At 32.9% G+C, this 21,953-nt stretch carries 18 protein-coding genes, 1 tRNA gene and 1 pseudogene; 14 read left to right on the top strand and 6 right to left on the bottom strand.

The annotated features are described in order from the left end of the window. Positions 1–74 precede the first annotated feature (74 nt). Entirely contained in the window at positions 75–737 is a 663-nt protein-coding gene (locus tag QZU90_RS05755) for a hypothetical protein (RefSeq protein WP_296856042.1), read from the bottom strand. Positions 738–884: 147 nt separating this feature from the next. Between QZU90_RS05755 and QZU90_RS05750 the strand changes: the two genes are divergently transcribed. The 3 genes and pseudogenes from QZU90_RS05750 (at position 885) to QZU90_RS05740 (ending at position 4,490) form a co-directional block, all read left to right on the top strand. Continuing rightward, the gene (locus QZU90_RS05750; protein WP_296856041.1) at positions 885–1,769 is read left to right on the top strand and encodes a hypothetical protein; all 885 of its coding nucleotides are present in this window, start codon (positions 885–887) and stop codon (positions 1,767–1,769) included. A gap of 182 nt (positions 1,770–1,951) precedes the next feature. Then, positions 1,952–3,109 carry a site-2 protease family protein gene (locus tag QZU90_RS05745; protein ID WP_296856038.1) on the top strand — a complete coding sequence of 386 codons (1,158 nt, stop codon included), beginning with the start codon at positions 1,952–1,954 and terminating at the stop codon, positions 3,107–3,109. Positions 3,110–3,322: 213 nt separating this feature from the next. Further along, a pseudogene (locus tag QZU90_RS05740) lies at positions 3,323–4,490 on the top strand (FprA family A-type flavoprotein). Positions 4,491–4,610: 120 nt separating this feature from the next. Here QZU90_RS05740 and QZU90_RS05735 read toward each other — a convergent pair. Next, entirely contained in the window at positions 4,611–6,593 is a 1,983-nt protein-coding gene (locus tag QZU90_RS05735) for an Ig-like domain repeat protein (protein ID WP_296856036.1), read from the bottom strand. A gap of 597 nt (positions 6,594–7,190) precedes the next feature. Between QZU90_RS05735 and QZU90_RS05730 the strand changes: the two genes are divergently transcribed. The 4 genes from QZU90_RS05730 (at position 7,191) to QZU90_RS05715 (ending at position 11,230) form a co-directional block, all read left to right on the top strand. Continuing rightward, positions 7,191–7,988: a V4R domain-containing protein gene (locus QZU90_RS05730; RefSeq protein ID WP_296856034.1), complete on the top strand. Its 798-nt coding sequence runs from the start codon at positions 7,191–7,193 to the stop codon at positions 7,986–7,988. A gap of 288 nt (positions 7,989–8,276) precedes the next feature. After that, complete coding sequence (locus tag QZU90_RS05725; protein ID WP_296856032.1) at positions 8,277–10,220, top strand: helicase C-terminal domain-containing protein; 1,944 nt, start codon at positions 8,277–8,279, stop codon at positions 10,218–10,220. A 69-nt stretch (positions 10,221–10,289) separates the two neighbouring features. Continuing rightward, entirely contained in the window at positions 10,290–10,988 is a 699-nt protein-coding gene (locus QZU90_RS05720; protein ID WP_296856030.1) for a M48 family metallopeptidase, read from the top strand. Positions 10,989–11,062: 74 nt separating this feature from the next. Further along, entirely contained in the window at positions 11,063–11,230 is a 168-nt protein-coding gene (locus tag QZU90_RS05715) for a hypothetical protein (protein ID WP_296856028.1), read from the top strand. Between the two features lie 94 nt (positions 11,231–11,324). Here the strand turns inward: QZU90_RS05715 and QZU90_RS05710 are convergent. Continuing rightward, positions 11,325–11,400 (bottom strand) — tRNA-Arg (locus tag QZU90_RS05710). 246 nt (positions 11,401–11,646) lie between these two features. Between QZU90_RS05710 and hisF the strand changes: the two genes are divergently transcribed. From hisF to QZU90_RS05695, 3 genes are read left to right on the top strand one after another with little or no spacing between them, the layout of a single operon-like run. Then, on the top strand, positions 11,647–12,480 hold the full coding sequence (hisF, locus tag QZU90_RS05705; protein WP_296856027.1) for an imidazole glycerol phosphate synthase subunit HisF: 834 nt from the start codon (positions 11,647–11,649) through the stop codon (positions 12,478–12,480). 32 nt (positions 12,481–12,512) lie between these two features. Continuing rightward, entirely contained in the window at positions 12,513–13,592 is a 1,080-nt protein-coding gene (locus QZU90_RS05700) for a DNA glycosylase (protein WP_296856025.1), read from the top strand. 39 nt (positions 13,593–13,631) lie between these two features. Then, positions 13,632–14,852 carry a succinylglutamate desuccinylase/aspartoacylase family protein gene (locus QZU90_RS05695; RefSeq protein WP_296856023.1) on the top strand — a complete coding sequence of 407 codons (1,221 nt, stop codon included), beginning with the start codon at positions 13,632–13,634 and terminating at the stop codon, positions 14,850–14,852. Between the two features lie 83 nt (positions 14,853–14,935). Here the strand turns inward: QZU90_RS05695 and dtd are convergent, their stop codons facing one another. After that, the gene (gene dtd, locus QZU90_RS05690) at positions 14,936–15,379 is read right to left on the bottom strand and encodes a D-aminoacyl-tRNA deacylase (protein WP_295608263.1); all 444 of its coding nucleotides are present in this window, start codon (positions 15,377–15,379) and stop codon (positions 14,936–14,938) included. 215 nt (positions 15,380–15,594) lie between these two features. On the opposite strand from dtd, the gene QZU90_RS05685 reads away from it, so the two are divergent. The 4 genes from QZU90_RS05685 to QZU90_RS05670 all read left to right on the top strand — a co-directional run bounded on the left by QZU90_RS05685 (position 15,595) and on the right by QZU90_RS05670 (position 20,127). Beyond that, positions 15,595–16,044 carry a MarR family winged helix-turn-helix transcriptional regulator gene (locus tag QZU90_RS05685; RefSeq protein ID WP_295608261.1) on the top strand — a complete coding sequence of 150 codons (450 nt, stop codon included), beginning with the start codon at positions 15,595–15,597 and terminating at the stop codon, positions 16,042–16,044. 21 nt (positions 16,045–16,065) lie between these two features. Continuing rightward, positions 16,066–17,454 (top strand): MFS transporter, encoded by a 1,389-nt coding sequence (locus QZU90_RS05680; RefSeq protein ID WP_296856020.1) that lies wholly within the window; start codon positions 16,066–16,068, stop codon positions 17,452–17,454. A 103-nt stretch (positions 17,455–17,557) separates the two neighbouring features. Next, positions 17,558–18,949: an MFS transporter gene (locus QZU90_RS05675; RefSeq protein WP_296856018.1), complete on the top strand. Its 1,392-nt coding sequence runs from the start codon at positions 17,558–17,560 to the stop codon at positions 18,947–18,949. Between the two features lie 161 nt (positions 18,950–19,110). Beyond that, the gene (locus tag QZU90_RS05670) at positions 19,111–20,127 is read left to right on the top strand and encodes an SLC13 family permease (RefSeq protein ID WP_296856016.1); all 1,017 of its coding nucleotides are present in this window, start codon (positions 19,111–19,113) and stop codon (positions 20,125–20,127) included. A 349-nt stretch (positions 20,128–20,476) separates the two neighbouring features. Here QZU90_RS05670 and QZU90_RS05665 read toward each other — a convergent pair whose 3' ends face one another. Beyond that, positions 20,477–21,067 carry a TetR/AcrR family transcriptional regulator gene (locus tag QZU90_RS05665; protein ID WP_296856014.1) on the bottom strand — a complete coding sequence of 197 codons (591 nt, stop codon included), beginning with the start codon at positions 21,065–21,067 and terminating at the stop codon, positions 20,477–20,479. Between the two features lie 201 nt (positions 21,068–21,268). Continuing rightward, on the bottom strand, positions 21,269–21,949 hold the full coding sequence (locus QZU90_RS05660; RefSeq protein ID WP_295608251.1) for a TIGR00266 family protein: 681 nt from the start codon (positions 21,947–21,949) through the stop codon (positions 21,269–21,271). Between the last annotated feature and the right edge of the window lie 4 nt (positions 21,950–21,953).

Below are 21,953 nucleotides of genomic sequence, written 5' to 3'. Positions count from 1 at the left end.
AATTTATTTTATTTTATTTTATTTTTATTAATTGTTCGATTTCTCTTCATTAAGCTATTTTTTATATTAACCCATTAACGACTTCTTCTTCCTAATCTATAGAATAGGTAGTATCCAAATAAGTCATCGTGTCTACTGTTCATGGTTCCTTGTGAATATCCATTTCTATATCCTTGGTCGTAAGCATAGGATTCTGCATATTCGCTTTGCTCTTCAATGTAATCATCTTGCATTTGATTTAATTTATCATCAAATTTCTCTTTAGTGAAATTGGATTTAGGGCTGTAAGAAACAATCTTCTTCATTGTATCATTAACATCGTTTCCATCATAGCTCAATGCATAGAATGTCTTGTTTGATTCAAAGTAGAGATAAGTCACATCATGATTGCAAATGCTTCTATGGCTATAATATGCAACCGCATGATGGCCGTCTATTTCCATCTCTTCTACATCATAAAGTTCATCAAGGGTAGATTCATATCCATAATTGTTTCTAAGGGACTTGTCATCTTCCAAAGCTACAAGTCCAAATGTGAATACATTTGTCTTAACATAATTTCCTCCAGAGCCGCTTCCTCCCCCGTACTCTGGTGGAATCTGAAAATTGGTGTTATATACAGTTATATTCACCCAATCTGAAGTGTCCACATCACTTTTTTCAGCACTTGTTGCACTAATGGCTAAAAGTGCTATAATCCCAATTACACATGTTAAAAAAACTATTTTTTTATTCATGTTTTATTCTATTTTCCTCATGTTTTTTAAAAATTTCTTTTTAAATTTTTATGTGTTGCTTTTAAATAATTTTTTCAATTACCAAAACCAGATACTTTTTTATATTATTCTTTAAAGATATATTCATAAATCTTAAATGGTGATATTATGATTGAAAATAAAGAAAAGATTTACGAAATCATTTTAACAATTGCTGTTTTCTTTTTTTTACTATTTAATATTTCTATTTTAAGAACTTATTTTGTTTATGCAGTTTATGTTGGAGATTTGATTTATCTATTGTTATTTTTCCTTGAATTTATAGTTTCCTTTCTTTTAAGCTATAAATTTTATAAAACAATTCAATCCAAATTAAGCAGCAGAATAAAAGATATACTTTTAACAGTTTTTGTCACAATAGTTTTTTATGCATATCTATTAGTGTTTTGGATATTTATTTTGGCAATGTTTTCAAAAATCGCTCCTTATATTCCAAATGTTTTAGGAGCCATATTAAGTTTAATATTAATTATGCTAATTCCTATGAGTTTTCTTTTTACATTATTTTTAAGCTATAGATTTTATCTATATGTTGCTAGTGAGGAGTTATACAAGGTTTTAAAGGCTCAGGAAAAAAATTTCTTAAAAAGAGATCAAGAACAAACTATAAAATATTACGAGCATAATAGTCAACTAAGAGATAAATGGAATAGTCAGAAAACAAAATTTCTGCTTGCATATGTTATAGCGGTAATTATAATTTTAGCAATAAATAGCTTTTTAAGCTTAGGCATTGATTTAGGCCTGCTTTTAAAAGGATTTTTCATTTTATCAATAGGCATATTCTTATTAATTTATGATAAGAAAGTATTCGCATATTTTATGATTATTTTTGGTTGGATGGGGTTAGTTTTTCTGTTTAACAGTCTAGGGCATAATGGCTTTTTAGGATTGACTGTAAATCAAACTGATGCAATTTCCGGTGTTTTATTAGTTGTCGGAACTACTATAGCAATAGTGGTAGCAACCTTCTGGCTAAAATATAATGTTTAAAGAAATCTAAATAATTTTTAAATAATTACTTTTTTATATTATGAAAACTTAATAATATTATTCAATTAAATAAATCTATTAAAATAATGGATTTTTTATAAACTAAAACTTTTATAAAATAAAACTTTTATAAAATAAAACTTTTATAAAATAAAACTTTTAAAAATTATCAATGTGTTAATATGAATGGTATATGGTATTATGTAATAGCCTTTATACTTATTTGGGTTATTGCAATTGTATTTAAGGATTATCTCACTGATCATGGGGTTGAAGTAAACTTCCCTCTTTTGATGTGGAAAACACAACGATTAAGAGGTTTTATAGACAGATTAGCCAATCGTGCTCCAAGGTTTTGGAAATGGTATATGAACATCGGAATCGTAATTTCAACTGGTTTTATGATTCTTATGGCTATTGCATTGGTCTATTCCTTAAAGACATTGTTGGATACACCTACTGTTAGCTTAATCGTTCCAGGTGTTGAAGTTCCAGGATCACCTATATTTATTCCATTGCTTTCTGGACTTATTGCACTTGCAACAGTTTTAATAGTTCACGAATTCAGCCATGGAATCCTATCCAGAGTGGAAAAAATCAATATAAAGTCCATCGGTCTTTTATTGTTTGCAATTATTCCAGGAGCTTTTGTAGAACCTGATGAAGAGGAATTGAATGAATTAAGCCGTCCTGCAAAAATGAGGATTTATGTTGCAGGGTCTATGGCCAATTTAACCTTAGCAGCTATTGCATTGATTATCATGACAGTTATATCTTCATTTATCGTTCCGGTGGTATTTGAAGATGAGGGTGTTGTTGTTAACAGATTAACTGAAGATGCAAATGCTAAAAATTATATGTCTGAAGGAATGATAATCAAATCAATAAATAATCTCACTGTAACTGACATAGATTCTTTCCAGAAAGCTGCAAATACCTTAAAGCCAAATGACACGGTTAATATTCATACGGATCAGGGAGATTACAGTTTCCAATTGAAAACCAATCCTATGAATAAATCCATAGGATTTATGGGAATTCAAGTAAATGCAAACAATGTCATTGCAGATGACTTTGACAATCAGTTTTACACTCCTTTATTATGGCTATTAATGCCTTTAACTGACCTATTGTTTTGGATTTATTTCCTGAATTTCGCTATTGGAACTTTCAACCTGCTTCCAATGAAACCTTTGGATGGAGGGCATTTGCTTGAAAATCTATTGTCCTATATAATGCCTGAAATCGCTTATAAGCCAATTGTAACATTCATGTCTTTCCTTATGGGAATAATCATTGTGGTTAGTCTGGTTGTCGGCTTGGTTGGAGCCCCATTCTAACGTAATTATCATTTCATATTTTCTTTTATATTTTTTTCAATGACAACTTTGTTCGTATTTTATCAAACCAAAACTTTATATATATAGAAAAACATATAAATAAATGTTTAAGCATTTACGAACTAATAATACTTTGTTAGGAAAATATGCTAAAATGTAATACATAAAATGTTATGTATAAAAATTATTCAATTAAAAATTTGAGGAATTGAAATGAAAGCAAAAGCACAAAAAATAGGTGACGGAGTATACTGGATTGGTGTACTTGACTGGGACTTAAGATCTTATCACGGATACACTTTAGATGGAACCACTTACAATGCATACATTGTATTTGGTGAAAAGGTAGCTATTATAGATAACGCTTATCCTGGAAAAACTGAAGAAATGATGGCTCGTATCGAAGACGCATTTGAACAAGAAGGTAGAGTTATGAAAGTCGACTACATTGTTCAAAACCACGTAGAAAAAGACCACAGTGGTGTCTTATATGACTTATGGAAAAAATTCGATGCACCAATTTACTGCAGTAAAATCGCTCAAGGCGGATTACTTAGACACTATCCTAAATTAGAAGGTGCAGACTTCAATATCGTAGGAACTGGGGACTCCCTTGACTTAGGCGGAAAAACATTAGCATTTTTGGATGCTTTCTTGCTTCACTGGCCTGACAGCATGTTTACCTTACTTGCAGAAGATGGAATCTTATTCCCTAACGATGCATTCGGCCAGCACTTATGCTATGCAAAGAGATTTGACACCGACATTCCTGAATATGTTCTCATGGATGCTGCTCAAAAATTCTACGGAAACCTCATCACTCCACTCAGTAAAAAGGTCCTTAACAAATTTGATGAAATCATTGAATTAGGCCTTTTGGAACAGGTCAAGATGATTGCTCCTTCCCACGGTCAAATCTGGACCGACCCAATGAAAATCATTGGAGCATACAGTGACTGGGCAACCGGCAAAAGAGCTGAAGATAAAGTGACTATCGTTTATGATACCATGCATTACTCTACCCAAAAGATGGCTCATGAAGTGAAGAAGCGAAATCGTAAAGAGCATCTTAACCAGCAAAGCTGTTGCTTTTGGTATTCCAACCATCAACGACTTCCCATTCCCAAGCATTGGTGACATCATCTACTACTTGAAAGGTCTCCATTTCAACAGAACAGGATTTAAAAGACCTGCTGTAACCTTTGGTTCCATGGGAGGAAGAGGTGGAGCTGTCGAATTCATTGCAAACGAATTAACAGAATGCGGATTCGAGGTTCTTGACCAACAGGAAATCTACTACGTTCCTGATGGTGAAGACGATGACACCAGCTTCAAGTTAGGTCAAAAATTAGTTGAAGAAGCTAAAAAACTAGAACTTTAATTTTTAAAGTTCTTTTTTATTTTTTTTTAAAAAATTCATTATAAAAAAATAATTTTTAAGTTCTTTTTATTTTTAAAAATTCATTATAAAAAAAGATAAAAAAGAGTATGATACTCTTTTTTATGAAACTATTTTTAATTTTTTTGCAGTAGTGTAGCCTACTTTTCCAGTTACTTTAAGGCCTTTTGCTTTTTGGAATTGTTTCACAGCCATTTCAGTGTATTTATGGAAAATTCCATCTACTTTCAAGTAGCGGCCCTTGTAGCTTAGGTAGTATCCGTTATTCTTTAAGGCTCTTTGTATCTTTTTAACAGTTGCCTTGTCCTTGCTGCCTTTTGCCACTGTTTTCCATACAGGCTTTTTGACTGTTATTTTGGCTTTCTTGCTTGCCTTTTTGTAGTTTTTGTCTCCTGCATAGCTGATAACTGCTGTATATTTTCCTTTTTTGGTCAATTTTGTTAGCTTGAATGTTGCCACACCTTTGCTGTTTGTTTTAGCGGTGTAGGTTTTGCCGTTGACCTTTAAAGTGACATTTGTGTTTTTGAGGACCTTTCCCTTGCTGTTTTTGAGGGTTATTGTGTATTTCTTGGTCTTGTCCTCATACTTGAAGGATTTTGCCTTTGCTGTTATCTTGGAGCCTAATTTATTTACCTTGAATGAAGCGGAGCTGCTTGAGCCGTTAAAGTTATCATCCCCATCCAGGACAGCTTTTATTTCGTAAGTGCCTACGCCAAGTCCTCCGGTGATCTTGACTTGATTGTCTTTTACAGGATATTCCTTGCCGTTGATGGTCACGCTGATTGCTCCTTTTGAATTGACAGGAGTCAGTTTGATTATTATGTCATCTTTGACATAATATGCATCATCCACATCAATCTTGATTTCAGATTTGCCTTTTTCAATGCTAAGCTCGATTGTGTATTCAAGAAGTTCTTCCAGAGATGCTGTCACGCTGCCTGTTCCCATTTCTGAAGCTGTGAATTTGATTGCTTCATCCAAGCCTGCGTTGTTTTTGTCAACAGTTCCCTTCTCGGAGTTTATTCTTAGCTTGACCAATGGCAGAAGGCCGTTGTCGTAATCGTAAGTGTCTCCTGAAGATGAATTGTAGAGGCAGAGCTTGAATGCAATGTTTGATGAGCCTGAAATTGGAAGGGTCTCAGGATCTGCGCTTGCATTTAAAAAGAGCCAGCTTTCAGCGTCATTCTGCATGCACTCTTCATAGTCTCCGGCAGTGTTTCCAAACCAGTTGCAGTCAAGATTATATCCCTGGCAGAAGTCTAGAGTGATTCTATTGTTGAAGAAAATATTGTTGTTTGCTTTGAATTCTACCTGCTGGGCATAAATCGCATCGCCGCTGTTGTCAACAAAGCTGCAGTTTGTAATGGTGATATTGGAGACAGCGTTCATGTAAATGGCCCCTCCCTGGTTTGCGGTGTTGCCTAGGAAAGTACAATTTGCAATGACGGTGTCCCATGTTTCAACGCCTATGGCTCCTCCATTGTATCCATTGTTCATTATGAATGTGCAGTCTGATATGGTGCAGTATCCTGCTCTTAAATGGACTGCTCCACCCTGTTGGAAGAATCCGCATTTTCCATTTTCAAATGTGATGTTTCTGATTGTGACTCCTGGGTAGTTAACCCTGAAGATGCGTGCAGTGTCGGCTCCGTTGATTGTGATTCCATTACCCTCGATTGTCAGCTTGCGGTCTATGTCTATTCCGGTTTTGAATTCTGAATCGCTTTCTGAATCAGGGTCGTATGTGTAATTACCGCTTAGATAAATTGTGGAATTTTCTGCAAAATCATCATTTATCAGCTTGTTCAAGTCGGTAAATGATCCCTGGCCTGTTTCAGATACTTCTGTCTTTTCATTGCTGTATTGAAGAGCCCCATCATCATTCACTGAATTAAGCTCTTCATTATCCGTGATTGTTGAAACATCATCGCTGATGCTTTCATCTAAAATTGCTTCATTGTTGTCATTAGTGCTGAGGATTTTGCTTGCATCATCAAGTTCCTCATCCCCTGCAGCGCTGACTGCTGAGATTGCAAGCATGCAGACAAGCAATATCAGCACGATATATGAATATTTGATTTTCATATTTAATTGCCTCCAAAGTTTCGGTTATATATAAGTTTATATTAACTTTATATAAACATTTCTAAAAAAATTGGAAAATATTCAATTATTATCCAAATTATTATATATTTTTCAAATAATTTTTCTATTTAATTGAACTATTGTGCTTACTTAAAAAATCATTTATTAGGAGAATTTGAGATTATAAAGAAATTATGCGCTTTATCTCAGGATGCTGAGGAGCCATTCAGTTTTTTCAAATCTTGAAAAATATTCAAATTCTCTTAATTATTTCCATTTTTTAAAACTGTTTGTATTTATTCTTTATTTTAGATATATTTTAACGAATGTTCGTATTTTTCACTGAAAGTAACTATTATTTTTTTAAACTGTTCGTACTGAAATCTGAAATAATAAAACATTTTGTAAACATAAGAACAAGTATATATGGTAGAAAGTTCATACTATATTTATCAAACAATTAATTTGTTTAATTGTGTTTAATTTTCTTATAAAATTTTTTTTATGGGAATATTTGAATTAATCATGTTTAATTTTCTTATAAAATTTTTTTATAGAAATATTCATTTGAAAATTTTAGTTTTTTGAGGGTTTATTATGGAAAATGAAGAAAAAACTATTCAACCAAAGGCAATTCAAATTTTTGCAAAGGCTCCTGGTGAGCTTGGTGTAAATGTAGTTAAAAGTCCAGTGAAATTAACAATTCTTTCAATGTTGAAAGATACAGATATGGAATTTGATGAAATCGTTAAAAACACCGGCAAATCCAAATCTACCATTTCCGTTCATTTGAAATCATTAAGAGAAGATGGAATCGTAAGCTACAGATTTGATGCAAACGACCACAGAAAGAAAATCTTCTTCATCAATTCCAAATTCTTAGGTGAAGTTCAATCTGGGGATGAAAAGGAATTGGAAGAAAGGCAAGCTGAATTCCTTGTTAAAAACATCATGGATGTAGACAACTTCAAGTTCTCTTTCCTATTGTTCCACACCTTAAGGTCTAACTTAATTCAAGAGGGAATCAATATAAACCCTGTATTGAACCAATCAGGTAAGAATATAGGATCAGCAATGTATGAAAAGCTTTACGAAGAGGACATCAACAAGTTCTGTGACAATATCATCCAATTCTGGGACGACAACGGTTTAGGCAAACTCGAAATTGAATTAGGAGACATCATCAATATTACTGCTTATGAATGCTTCGAATGCAGTTTGCTTCCTAAAAAAGGAAAACCAACCTGTTACTTAGATGCTGGTATTTTTGAAGCTTTATTTGCAAACTATCTTAAAAAGGATGTTGACGTAACCGAAGTTAAATGTTTTACCATGGGTGATGACTGCTGTAAATTCTTAGTGGAATCCCCAGATGGAGAGGCTTTCGCTTACTAAATAATTAATTTTTTAATTAATTATTCTTTTTAATTAATTTTTCTTTTTTATTATTTTATTCTATTTTTATTTTTTATCCTTGATTTTTATTTTTTCAATTCTATTTTCACATTTTATTTTTTTCTATTTGCACTGATTTTTCTATTATGTTTATCATTTCTCGATTTGATTAAAATATTTCATTGAAAATCGATTTAAGAACTTAAAATCAATTTTTTATAATAAATATTACCTTTCAATTGCTCTTTCTAAAACCTTTTTATATAACTTATTTCTAATATAATTGTAATGTCAGACTCATTATTTTGTCCCAATTGTGGGATGCTAAAGAAAAATTGCGTATGTGGAAAATACGTTGCAGATAGGACTAAAAAGCCTTATGTGAAAAAGGAAAAGAAGAATAAAGGCAATTATTTCAGTAATCCTAATAATTCTAAAAGCTCTTCTTCAATCAATAATAAATCTAAAGGTGCTAAAGGGCTTTATCAATATGAAAATCGAAAACCTATAACAGTTAGCGAAGAACCTGACGTTCCTCTTGCAGAGGTTTATGATATTGCAGAACATGACCTTCCTCAAGAGGTCATTGATAGATTAAAAGAGGAGTATCCTGAAATTCCAGAACAGATAATCGAGAATTTCCCATTTGAACAGCCAAGGGAAGGCCAGTTAGAGATTATTGCAGATATTGAAGAGGCCATTTCAAAAGGATACAAATACATTATATTGGAAGCAGGTACAGGTACAGGAAAGTCAGCTATTGCTTCCACATTGGCTCGTATGTATGAATCTGCATATATTTTGACAATGACAAAGCAGCTTCAAAATCAATATGCAGATGAGTTTGATTTCCCCCTTGTAAAGGGAAGAGGCAATTTTGACTGTTTAAAGGATGGATTTGAAGTTACCTGTGATATGGGAGCTTGTAAAACAGCACCAAAGTCTGCTAAGTTCTTCTGTCCTTATGGAATAAGCAAAAATCCAACCTTAACTGGAGACTTGGCTTTTCAAGATTCCTTTGGAAGTGATGTGTTCTTCCAAACAAATGATCACTGCAAATACTGGCAGCAAAAGGCAAATGCTATCAATTCTCCAATTACCTTGATGAATTATGATTATGCCATATTGGAATTGAATTATGTAAAGCACTTTGGAAAGAGAAGCCTATTGATTCTTGATGAGGCACATAACATTGAAGATAAATTAATGAGAACAATGGAGATTAATTTATATAATCGCCAGCTTGAAAAGGACATCAAGAAAGTCATTAGTCCTCAAACCCTAAAAAGTGCTGAAAAAGGCGAATGGATAATGGAAATTGAAGCGATACAAGGCCATTATTCTGATATTGAATTAAAGGATTTGCCTACCAACAAGGCAGATAGAATCAACTCCACTATAGGGAAGTTAAAGGCTCTTAAAACCAATCTTGAAAAGGAACCTGGAAATTGGGTGATTGATGCAGATGAGAATGGAGTATCATTCAAGCCACTTAGGGTTAATCATTACGCTGAAGATTATCTATTCAAGCATGGGGATGTTGTAATCTTCTTAAGTGCAACAATCCTATCACATAAAATGTTTTCAAAATGGTTAGGCCTCGATCCTCGTGACGTCTATCATATTCAAGTTGACAGCCCATTCTCTGTTGAAAAAAGGCCAATTGAATTGAATTTAGCTGGAAAGATGTCTAAGAATAGGGTAAAGCAATCCGCTCCAAAATCCATTGAAATAATGCAGAAAATATTGAAAAGGCATGAAGGAGAAAAGGGTTTGATTCATACTCACAGCTATAAGTGCCAACAGTATATCATCAATAACCTATACAACAACAGATTGATTGCCCATGGAACAAACAATAGGGAAAGGGTATTGAAATTCTTTGAAGAGGATGAAAACCCATTGGTTCTTGTCAGTCCATCCATGAGTGAAGGTGTTGACTTGCCTTATGACAAATGCAGATTCCAGATAATCTATAAGATTCCGTTCCCATATCTTGGTGATAAGCAAATCAATATGAGAATGAAAAAGGACCAAAGATGGTATGCATATAAGACTGCAATGACTTTAGTGCAGACTTATGGTAGAGGAATGAGAGCGGATGATGATTCATGTGTAACTTATATTCTTGATTCTGATATTCAAATGCTCCTTAAAAGTCCGTTGTACAAATCATTGATTCCAGATTTCTTTAAGGAAGCTATTGTAATCAATGATGATCGTATTATTTAACTCCGCTTTTCCAGGCCTTTGGCCTGCAAAACCGGAACCAAAACTTTTTTCTCATTAATGAGTGGTAATATGGCAGTGAAAAGAGAAGAAATTGAAATTGAAGGAATTTCTATAATTTTAGAGAGAAAGAATATTAAGAATCTATACCTTCGAATCAAGCCAGACGGCACTGTTAAGGTTTCTTCTCCAATGAGATTATCTGATGATGCAATCAATGAATTTGTCTTATCAAGAATAGATTGGATTAGGGATACAAGGTCAAGGATGCTTGAAAACCCACCAAAGCCTAAGGTAAAATATAAGGACGGGGAAACTCACTATATTTGGGGAGAGCCATACACTCTTCAGTTAATCGGCAATGAGGACGCAAAGAAAGCTTTTTATGACAGTGAGAAGTCCATTATTTATCTTCCAGTTCCTAAAAGATCCAATATAAAACAGAGAGAAAAGATTTTATTTGAACTTTACAGGGATGAAATGAACAGAAATCTTGACTATTTCCTTGAAAAGTGCACTTATTTTGTTGGAAAGGAACCTAAGGAAGTTAAAATCAGAAATATGAAGAATTGGGGAAACTGCAGAAAGGATAAGAGAGTTACCTTAAATCTAAAATTGGCTAAAAAACCTCCAATCTGCACAGAATATGTTTTGATTCATGAGCTGTGCCATTTGATTGAATTCAATCATGGCTCAAGATTCAAGGCACTTATGGATAATTTCTGTCCAAACTGGAGAGAGATAAAGAAATTACTGAATGAAGAGCAATAATTGTTGAAAATAGAAAGAGAACATTTATATAAAACCAATACTATTAAAATTATAAAGAAATTTGGGGTGATATGATGGAAGTATTAGGTTATCAACTAATAAAAATAGACAGTACTCATTATGATGCAACTGTACTTGCCAAATATGAAAAATTGGAAGACATTTTAGAGGCATGTATAGAAAAAGGATTAGATATTGTATTGTTTAATGAAGGAAAACTGATTTTAGAATCAATCGAATAATTAATTTTATTATTCTATTATTTATTTTTTTATTTTTTTATTTGATTATTTCATTTTCTCCCAATACTTTTTAAAAATAGCTATTTTTTTAAAACGGACCTAGGGGGATTTGAACCCCCGACCTTGGGATCCGAAGTCCCACGTCATAATCCTGACTAGACTATAGGCCCAAAAGAAGTTTTTTGATATTAATGTTATATTAGTATCAATAATTTGTCTATTATATTAATTTATTTATTATCTTTTTTAAAATTTTAGTTTTAATGAGCAATAAATTTTTATTTTTAGTTAAAAATATTAATTATATAAAATATAAATAGAGTTAGATATAATTTTTATAATTTATATAATATTTAATTTAATGAATTTATTATAAAATATAATTTAATTAGAATTTTTAACATTTTGTGATTATCATGCTTACTAAAAGAATTATTCCTTGTTTAGATTGTGACCTGCAGGTTCCAGAAGGTAGAGTGGTGAAGGGAGTTGAATTCAAACAGATCCGTTATGCTGGAAATCCAGTGGAACTTGCTACCAAATATTATGAAGATGGAGCAGATGAGATTGTTATATTGGACATCACAGCTTCCCATGAACGCAGAGGAACCATGGTGGATGTTATAGAAAGATTGACTGAAAATGTATTCATTCCAATTTGTGTAGGGGGGGGAATAAGAAAGGTGGAGGATTACACTCGCATGCTTAAGGCAGGTGCAGACAAATGCTCTACAAACACTGCTGCGATTCACAATCCTCAGCTATTGACAGATGCCTCCAAGGTTGTAGGTTCTCAAGCGGTTGTAATAGGAATTGATGCTAAAAAAAGATATGTTGAAGATGACAAGGAAGCTGCTAAAGGCAAGACCATTGTAGATACGGATAAAGGTGAAGTATGGTTTGATTGCAGTATCTACGGAGGAAGGGAATTCACTGGCATGGATGCAATTGCTTGGGCTCAAGAATGTCAAGATAGGGGTGCTGGAGAAGTTCTTCTTACATCTATGGATGGAGATGGAACAAAGGACGGTTATGATCTTGTCCTAACAAAAGCCATTAATGATAATGTGGACATTCCAGTCATCGCATCTGGGGGTGTAGGTAATCCACAGCATATATTGGAAGCTTTTGAGGTAGCTGATGCAAGTGCCGCTCTTGCAGCAAGCATTTTTCACTTTGACGAGTATCCAGTTCCAGTAGTTAAAAAGTTCTTGAAAGAAAAAGGTGTTCCAATCAGGGAAACTTTTTAGTTCAATAGACCTATTTTAAAAATAGTGATCTTATGCTAAATCTTAAATTCAATTCATTAATCAATCTTAAGTTGACCCAAGGATCGGGTCAAACTTCACAGGCTCCATGGAGACATAATTCAGTTGGAAATATGGATGAGTTTAATGAATTAATTTACTTAAAAGTTCCTTCAATTATTAATGAACTTAATGATGAAACTATTAATTTAAATAACCTTCCAATTCTTTTAAAGCTATCACAAGACAAATCTAATTTTAATGAATTTTCTTATCTATATGAGTTTCCTAAAAAATGGGAAAATCATCAATTTTCTCAAATTCTTGATGAAAAAAACTTATCCAATAATGAAATCAAAACCATTGAAAATGAAATCAAAAAGGAATTGACCAAAATTTATAATCTGGACTTTGACTTGGAAAAGTTCTATGAATTCCTATTGGATGATGAGAAATTGGCTCCTTCTGTAGATTTTTGCAATGGCTTGAGATTATTCATTGCAAAAGACCCATTTGAATGCATTATCTCTTCAATATGTTCTGCGAACAATTCCATTGCACGCTGGACAAAGTCAATCGATAAGATAAAGCATAATTGGGGAGAAAAGGTGGAGTTTGATTGTGGAATTTTTTATGGATTCCCAAGTCCAAATCAGTTCTTGGACTTTTATGATACTCCAATTGAAGAAGCTGATGAAGAGGGGCATAGCTATGAAATAGACTGCTATACCCATAATCTGAAGTCATGTGGTGTTGGCTATAGGGCACCTTATATGAAAAAGGCAAGTCAAATGATTCTTGATGAGATGGAATTGAGTGATATTTATAATATGGATTATGAAGAGGCATTTGATTTGATTTTAAAGATGCCTGGTGTAGGGCCTAAAGTGGCAGATTGCATATTATTATATGGTTTTGGTTTTGAAGAGGCTTTTCCATCTGATGTTTGGATTAAAAGGATCGTGTCTCACTTATACTTTGATGGAGAGGAAATTTCTGCAGAAAAGACAAGAGATTTTGGAATAGATCACTTTGGAGATTATGCAGGTTATGCTCAACTTTACTTATTCCATTATGCTCGTAAGTCAGGCTTAATGGAAAAAATCAAGAAATAATTTTTTATGATTATATTTTTATGGATTAAGGGTTTTTACATGAATAAAGGATTTTTAGCATTGGCATTATTTGGAATTAGCTTATTTTTATTGGTATCTTCAGTTAGTGCTGAAGATATAGGTTCTGATGATTCCAATGCAAATATTGAAGTCATTGATGAAGGGCAATCAATTGAAACTTCTGATATCTCTAGTGATAGTGCTAATTCAGATAGTTCTTTGGATGTTACTGGCAATTCCAAAGAGAATGCTAGCAACAATGCAAGCATTGATTCTTCAAAAGTTCCTTCTAAGTTTTCATCCACTAAAAATATTAGTTCAACTTATGGAAAAAAAGCCAAATTCTCTGTAAAAGTCCTTAATAATGAGGGTAAAGCTATTAATCACACATTAGTGACTTTTAAGGTTTCTGGAAAAACCTATAATCGCTACACGAATGCCAGTGGAATAGCTTATGTTTATCTTAATTTAAATGCTGGAAAATATGCTATCAAATATAACGCAAGTGGCATTTCCGGAAAAAATTACTGCACTGTAAAGAATTACTATAAAATAACCAATTACAAATGGAAATCAGGAGCTAATGTCTTAAAGAATAAAAGGATTAAGGCAAATGTTCCAAACTCTGCTCTTGTAAGAAAGATTATTAAACTTGCAAAATCGGGGACTCCTGTAATCAAGTTCAAAGGAGGAAATGGCAAGGTTGTTTTCATCACTGCAGGATGTCATGGTAATGAGATACCCTCTCAGGTTGCTGCAATGAAATTGATCAAGTATTTGGAGACTCATTACATTAAAGGAACAGTTTATGTAATGCCATTCATGAATCCAAAGGGGACTGCAGCAAATGTCAGGGATTACAAGGGAGTTCACTTGAATAAAAAGGCTAATAAGAAGGGAACCATATCCTATAAGACAGTCCGATTGATTAAGAAGTTCAAATGTGATGCTTATGGTGATTTTCATGCTACAAGGCCAGGTGGAAAGCCAGGTAAGAATCTTGTTTTCGGATCCTATAAGCCAACTAAAAAAAGTGCAACAATCGCTAAATACATTGCAAAAAATGCAAAAGTGAAATACAAAATTTATAAAAAGGCAGGTTCAGAGTATCCTGGCGCTTTAGAGGATGAAGTCAATTTGAAAGGAATTCCTGCTGTAACCTGTGAAGTGATTAGCCCTCACGGAAAGATTAAAAAAGGGTCCGTTTCCAAATCATTATTGATGATGAGAACACTTTTGAAATATAATAAAATTATTTGATTTTTAGATTTAAGGCCTAGAAGGCCTATTATATTTTTATAATTAGAATATTCTAATCTAGTTAATTTATTATTTATTATTTTTCATTCTTCAAACTCTTTTTCAAGCAAGATAGTTACTGGACCATTATTCAATAGACTTACTTTCATGAATGCACCAAAGACTCCTGTTTCACATGGAACATCTTCGCTGCATTTTTCAACAAAATAGTCAAATAATTCAGTGGCTTTATCTGGAGCCAATGCCTTATGGAATGAAGGTCTGTTCTTTTTGGTTTTTCCATATAATGTAAATTGTGGAACAAGTAATAGTTTTCCCCCTATGTCTTGAACCGATTTATTCATTCTACCTTCATCATCCGGGAATATTCTGAGTTTGCAGAGTTTTCTTGCCAAATATTCAACTTCTTTTTCAGTGTCTGTCTGACCAAAGCCGACTAAAACCATTAATCCTTCTTCAATTTGGCCGGTGATTTCTCCTTCAACTTCTACACTGGCATTTGTTACTCTTTGAATGACTAGTTTCATTATTATTCTCCAAAATTCTCTATATATTCTTATTTAATTCTTATAATTTAAAATTTTACTATTGCCCTTTTTTTACTTTTTTTTAATTTGGATCATATTTTTCTCCAATTTTAATTGTTTCATTTTTAACTGTTTCAAATGAAACATTTATATCATATAAAAGACAATATAATTTTGAAAATGATAATTTTTTAATTTTCAAAGTAGGTGAAATTATGAAAGGTGAAGAAAATCAAGGTCTTTGGGATAATTCTCCTTTAATTGCATGGATTCATAATTTATCTAAAAATCATTTTAAATATCTTAAGTCAAAGATTGATGAATTTGATTTAGGTCATGAAGTAAGGTATATCATGATGATTTATGACAATCCTTGCATTTCACAAGATGATTTGGCAAATATGTCTGGCCAAAGCAAAGGAAACATTGCCAAATCCTTAAAAAAATTAGAAGAAGACGGTTATATTGAAAGAGAGGTTAATCCAGAAAATAGGCGGAAATACATGTTGAAAACCACTTCTAAAGGTGATGAATTCGTTCCTAAGTTTAGACAAATCTCTAAGGATTGGGAGAAGGAAGTGGGGATAACAGAAGATGATCAAGAGCTTATTGAAAGGATTAAGGAAATAGCTCTTAATAATATGAAATTGGTTGAAGATTTATGAGTTTAGGTTCTGAGTGATAGTATGAAATTTGATGCGGAAAAATCAGTAGTGTTGGTTTCATTTCTCACATCATTCTTTGCAGTGTTTTTAGCTGCTGGTATAGTTATTGGTGTTCCATCAATTGCAAATGAGTTCGGAATGAACAATGTTGTTCAAAACTGGATTATTACAATCGCATTGCTTGTTGTAGCGGTTTTCACACTTCCTGCAGGACAATTGTCAGGTAAGTTTGGTGTAAAAAGATCATTGGTGATAGGTGTATTGATTTTCCTCTTCGGTTCAATAGGAGCATGCTTATCATTTTCTTCAGAGTCATTCTTATTTTTCAGAGTAATTCAAGGTATAGGTGGGGCATTTTCAAATGTAGCATCTATGGCAATGGTTGTGCAAGCTATCAAACCTCAAAATAGGGGGAAGGCCCTTGGATTAACTGTAACTGGTGTTTATTTGGCAGGTTCCCTTTCTCCTGTAATCTGTGGATTTTTGGTTTATAACTTAGGATGGAGATCCATGTTTTACTTTACAATTCCATTCTTTGTAGTTTGTATCGCACTTATGCTTTTAAAAATTCCCGGGGATTGGAAAACCTATGAAAACGATAAGATAGACACATTAGGTTATATTATTTATGGGATAGGTATCTTATTGTTCATTTATGGATTTACAAGCCTAATGACCACTTTAGGCAAGCTTTGTGTAGCAATAGGTTTTGTTCTCCTAATAGTATTTGCATATTATGAAACAAGAGTCAACACTCCGGCTTTCAATATGAGATTATTTAAAAACATGAAGTTCACTTCATCTAATATTGCTGCTTTATGCAGTTATCTTGCAGTGGCTGCACTAACTACCATATTGAATTATCATTTCCAATATGTAAGGGGATGGAATGCCCAATTGTCAGGGCTTATTTTAATAGTAACCCCAATCATTATGGCGATTATGGCGCCTAATTCCGGAAGACTCTCTGATAGGATCCATCCTCAAAAGTTGGCAGCTATTGGAATGTCAATTGCAACATTAGCACTTTTGATTTTAGTATTCCTGGATGCAAACACTCCAATTTGGCTCATTGTCATTGCTATGATTTTGCAGGGTATTGGTATGGGATTGTTCACAACTCCAAATACAAATGCAATCATGAGTTCAGTGCCTCCAAAGGAGACTCCAAATGCTTCTGCGGCACAATCTGCAATGAGGACTATTGGTCAAACAATGAGTTTAGGTCTTCTTACCCTTGTGTTCGCTTGGATTATGGGAAGCTTAAAACTCTCCTCACAATATGCAGGCATGGTTGTTCAGGCTTCTCAAATAGTTTGTATAATATGTACAATAATTTGTATAGTTGCAATATTCGCTTCACTTGTAGGAATAAGATCTAAAGATGAATTCAATACAAATGCAAGTTAAATTTACTTTATTATAATTATGATGTTTTAAAGGTGAAAAATAAAATTTGATTTAGAAATATTTCAATTTAAATTTATGAATTTTTATAAAAAGAGGGATTGTTATGAAATTTGATTTAGAAACTGTGGTAATAGCGGTGTCATTCATTACTTCATTCTTTGCGGTATTCTTATCCAATGGAATCATTATAGGTGTTCCAGCTATTGCACAGGAATTTGCAATGAATAACGTTATTCAGAATTGGGTACCTACCATATTCTTCCTAGTGGTTGCTGTATTTACAGTTCCTGCAGGACAGATATCAGGTAAGTTTGGTGTTAAGAAGTCTTTGCTTGGCGGAGTATTATTATACCTATTCGCTTCAATAGGTGCTGTGCTTTCATTTTCAACAGAATCATTCTTGATTTTCCGTATGCTTCAAGGTGCAGGTGTAGCATTCTTGAATGTGTCCGCTATGGCAATGGTGGTTCAAGCTGTTAAACCTCAAAACAGAGGTAAGGCTTTAGGATTTACAGTAACTGGTGTTTACTTGGCAACTTCATTGTCTCCTGTAATTTGCGGATTCTTAGTACATAATCTTGGTTGGAGAAGTATGTTTTACTTTGTAATTCCATTCCTAGTGCTTTGTATTGCACTTATGATTTGGAAAATTACAGACGAGTGGAAAACCTATGAAAACGATAAAATCGATACAATAGGTTCTATTTTGTATGGAATAGGAATATTATTGTTCATTTATGGATTTACAACTTTAACAACTAGCACAGGTCTTATCTTGACTGTTCTTGGACTTATTATATTGGTTGCGTTTGGAGCTTATGAGCTTAGGCAGAAGTCTCCTGTATTCAACATGAACTTGTTTAAAAACAAGAAGTTCACTTCCTCAAATATTGCTGCTTTATGCAGTTACATTGCGGTTATGGTAGTTACAACAATATTGAATTACCACTTCCAGTATGTAAGGGGATGGGATGCTCAGATGGCAGGTATGATCTTGATTATCACACCTATTATCATGGCAATCATGGCTCCTAATTCAGGAAAACTATCTGATAGGATACATCCTCAAAAGTTGGCAGCTATTGGTATGGGAATTGCAACTGTAGCGCTATTGATTTTAACATTCTTGAATGGAGACACTCCAATCTACTTGGTTATTTTAGCTATGGTTCTTCAAGGTATAGGTATGGGATTATTCTCAAGTCCAAACATGAATGCAATCATGAGTTCAGTTCCACCAAAGGATGCTCCAACAGCTTCTGCATCTCAAGCAACCATGAGAACTATTGGTCAAACAATGAGTTTAGGTCTTCTTACTCTTGTCTTTGCTTGGGTCATGGGCACCTTGCCTCTTGCAACCAAATATGCTGGAATGGTCATTCAAGCATCTCAAATCATTTGTGGAATCTGTGCAGTTGCTTGTATCCTCGCCGTATTTGCTTCATTGGTTGGTGTAAGATCCAAAGATAAGTTCAATACAGATAGACCAACTTAGAGAGAATATAATTATTTTAATTATATTCCCTTTTTTCTTTTTTTCATTTACTGTATTTCTTTTTTATTTATTTTTTCAAACATTTTTTGGTTTTTAGCATTTCTTTAAACTTTCTTTACTTTTTTTAAAACTTTATTAAATATATTCACTAAAATAATATTATGAATAATTTGAAAGATGGATTTTTAAACTTTTTTAAAAAGGAAACAATCTTCTCCATTTCTTTGATATTGGCTATTGTTTCATGCTTTTTTGTTTTACCAAATAGGGATTATTTGAATTACATCAATTGGGAAACAATCATTCTTCTTTTTGCAATAATGCTTATAGTGGAGATCTTAAAGAATCTGTCTGTATTTGAGATATTTGTTCGTAAGCTATTGGATAAAGTTAAAAACACTCGTGGACTTGTTTTGTTCTTGGTTTTCACTTGCTTCTTCAGTTCCATTTTCATTACAAATGATGTTTCATTGATTATATTTGTTCCATTTACATTATTGGCCTTAAAAAAAGTGGAAAGACTTGATTTAATAATATTTGCAGTTAGCTTAGAGACAATTTCAGCTAATGTAGGATGCATGGTTCTTCCTATCGGTGCTCCACACAATATTGTAATGTATACTGTGTCCCGTATTCCATTTCAATCATTTTTCCTTCTGCTTCTGCCTTATATAATCGTATCAGTGATATTCTTGATTATATTGTCATTCTTTATTCCAAGTGATGAGGTCAGTTTACCGAGGTTTGGAAAGATTGAAATTGAGTGGGAAGGATTCTTGAAAAGAGTGTTTTTAGGTGTGGATTATTACTTGCTTTTAACTTTTATAGCATTATTTGTTTTGATAGGAAATCTGCAAAGCATTCCTTTCTTCAATTCCCTATTTAAGCAATGGATTATAGGTAATGAGGTCATATTTGGTATTATTTCATCACAAGTCATTTCAAATGTTCCTGCTGCAATATTGCTCAGTGGCTTCAGTTCAAATTATGAATCCATTATTGTTGGAATCAATATCGGGGGATTAGGCACTCTCATTGCGTCAATGGCTAATCTTATTTCCTATAAGATACTTGCTAGAGAGTTCAATGATTTTAAAATCAGATATTTGATAGTATTCACAGTTCTGAATATAGCTTTGCTCTTAATTTTATTAGCAGTATATTTTTTAACTAATTGATCTTGAAAAAATAGAAATAAATTATTATTTTTAGGAAATTTTATATTGAAAAAAAGTATTTTATAAATAGAATTACTGTAGTGATCCACATCATAGATGCAGAAACACTTCTTACAGTAATTAAGGTTGATAAAAAAATTAAACAAATTTTTTAATTTTTTACGAATTTTTAAAGGTCTAATATATGAATTCTTTTTTTGGATATAGTGTGATTATAGTTCACACTACTATATTTAAAAACCTTATTATATAAAGATTTTCGAATGTAAGTGCTTACTTGCATGTTAAAATGCTAAAAACAACGATAAATAGTCGTTATTTGATTAATAAGTAGTAATTTAGTCTTTAATTAAGGTTTTATTCCATTAAAGATGATATCGAGATAGTCATCAGCGAAAATGTCTGAATCAATATCTGCATTGTTTCCGTATATCTGCCATAAAATAGTGGATTGGAATATTATGCTAAAGCACATTACGGATATTGCTTTGGAGTTAACATTTTTTATAACGACTTTTTCCAATTGCAATTTAAAGAATTCTTCCATTTTATTGATAATTGTATCAGTGATGTGGGAAATTAAAAGTTTTTTATCTGTTTCTCCTTTAATTTCTTGCATAGCAACTCTGATAATGCTAATGTCCTCTTGTGAAAAATCTAGAATTCCATGAAAACAGTGTTTAAGATAATCTTCGATGCTCTCATCCTCATCATAATCGAAGGTTTCTTCCAGTCTGGAAAGAAGCTTTGTCATATAGTAATCTTTAGTAGCCTCTATGAGATTTTTTTTATTTTCAAATTTCCTAAAGATAGTTACCTCATTCACTCCCGCTTCAGCAGCTATTTTCTTAGTGGTTGCTTTTTGAACACCTTCTCTTTGCACAATATTAAAAGTAGCGGTTATGATTTTTTCTTCGGTGTTTTCCTTTTCAAATAACATAATTATTAATATGAGTTTATATCATTTAATGTTGTTTAAAAATTTTTTAAAAAAAGACGAGAAATAATGAGATAAATTGTTTAGAAAAATTAAAAAAAGGGAATGAAGTTAATATTGATTTTTGGATGGTTCAAATATTAAAAAAGAAAAAAAGTTTATTAAATAATAAACTTTTTAAAATTTTTTATTACATTATCATTATTATCCAGTGCTTGTTGGAATGAATGGGATGATTGCTTCAGCTAATTTGCTGATAGGCATGGTTTGAATCCAAACTTTTCCTGGGCCTTGTATTTTAGCGAAGAAGAGTCCTTCACCGAATAATATGTTTTTAGCACCTTTGACTCTTTCAATCTCATATCCAACAGTTTCTTCCATTGCAGCGAGATGTCCCGGATCTAAAAGTAAGGTTTCTCCTTCTTGGAGGTCATGTTCAATTACTTCACCATCAATTTCCAAGAATACTAATCCTTCTCCAGAGAACTTTTGAAGGATAAATCCTTCACCACCGAATATTCCGGTTCCAAGTTTGTTTTTAAAGTATATCTCAATTTCAACAGAGTCTTCTGCAGCCAAGAATGCATTTTTCTGACCGATTATGGTATTGGTACCATCCAATTTAAAAGGTATGATTTTTCCTGGGCTGCGTGTTGAGAACCCTATTTGCTGGGTGCCGTTCTCTGCAGTAAAGAAGTTTAGGAATAAGCTATCTCCAGACAATGCTCTTCCAAGTCCTTTTAAAAGGCCTCCTCCAGTATTGGTTTCCATTTTCATTCCAGAGGTCATAAAGGACATTGCCCCCGTTTCATTTTTAATGGTTTCCCCTTCATGCAATGTGCATATTACAATAGGGAAAGCTCCTCCACGTATTTCATATTCCATATTT

The sequence above is a fragment of the uncultured Methanobrevibacter sp. genome (assembly GCF_902784195.1).
Classification (GTDB): domain Archaea; phylum Methanobacteriota; class Methanobacteria; order Methanobacteriales; family Methanobacteriaceae; genus Methanobrevibacter.
This window is presented reverse-complemented; position numbering and strand designations above follow the sequence as displayed.

Excerpts from the sequence above, each read along its gene's own strand:
- QZU90_RS05755 (WP_296856042.1), bottom strand. The coding sequence starts at position 737 with ATGAATAAAAAAATAGTTTTTTTAACATGTGTAATTGGGATTATAGCA.
- QZU90_RS05750 (WP_296856041.1), top strand. The coding sequence starts at position 885 with ATGATTGAAAATAAAGAAAAGATTTACGAAATCATTTTAACAATTGCT.
- QZU90_RS05745 (WP_296856038.1), top strand. The coding sequence starts at position 1,952 with ATGAATGGTATATGGTATTATGTAATAGCCTTTATACTTATTTGGGTT.
- QZU90_RS05735 (WP_296856036.1), bottom strand. The coding sequence starts at position 6,593 with ATGAAAATCAAATATTCATATATCGTGCTGATATTGCTTGTCTGCATG.
- QZU90_RS05730 (WP_296856034.1), top strand. The coding sequence starts at position 7,191 with ATGGAAAATGAAGAAAAAACTATTCAACCAAAGGCAATTCAAATTTTT.
- QZU90_RS05725 (WP_296856032.1), top strand. The coding sequence starts at position 8,277 with ATGTCAGACTCATTATTTTGTCCCAATTGTGGGATGCTAAAGAAAAAT.
- QZU90_RS05720 (WP_296856030.1), top strand. The coding sequence starts at position 10,290 with ATGGCAGTGAAAAGAGAAGAAATTGAAATTGAAGGAATTTCTATAATT.
- QZU90_RS05715 (WP_296856028.1), top strand. The coding sequence starts at position 11,063 with ATGGAAGTATTAGGTTATCAACTAATAAAAATAGACAGTACTCATTAT.
- hisF (WP_296856027.1), top strand. The coding sequence starts at position 11,647 with ATGCTTACTAAAAGAATTATTCCTTGTTTAGATTGTGACCTGCAGGTT.
- QZU90_RS05700 (WP_296856025.1), top strand. The coding sequence starts at position 12,513 with ATGCTAAATCTTAAATTCAATTCATTAATCAATCTTAAGTTGACCCAA.
- QZU90_RS05695 (WP_296856023.1), top strand. The coding sequence starts at position 13,632 with ATGAATAAAGGATTTTTAGCATTGGCATTATTTGGAATTAGCTTATTT.
- dtd (WP_295608263.1), bottom strand. The coding sequence starts at position 15,379 with ATGAAACTAGTCATTCAAAGAGTAACAAATGCCAGTGTAGAAGTTGAA.
- QZU90_RS05685 (WP_295608261.1), top strand. The coding sequence starts at position 15,595 with ATGAAAGGTGAAGAAAATCAAGGTCTTTGGGATAATTCTCCTTTAATT.
- QZU90_RS05680 (WP_296856020.1), top strand. The coding sequence starts at position 16,066 with ATGAAATTTGATGCGGAAAAATCAGTAGTGTTGGTTTCATTTCTCACA.
- QZU90_RS05675 (WP_296856018.1), top strand. The coding sequence starts at position 17,558 with ATGAAATTTGATTTAGAAACTGTGGTAATAGCGGTGTCATTCATTACT.
- QZU90_RS05670 (WP_296856016.1), top strand. The coding sequence starts at position 19,111 with ATGAATAATTTGAAAGATGGATTTTTAAACTTTTTTAAAAAGGAAACA.
- QZU90_RS05665 (WP_296856014.1), bottom strand. The coding sequence starts at position 21,067 with ATGTTATTTGAAAAGGAAAACACCGAAGAAAAAATCATAACCGCTACT.
- QZU90_RS05660 (WP_295608251.1), bottom strand. The coding sequence starts at position 21,949 with ATGGAATATGAAATACGTGGAGGAGCTTTCCCTATTGTAATATGCACA.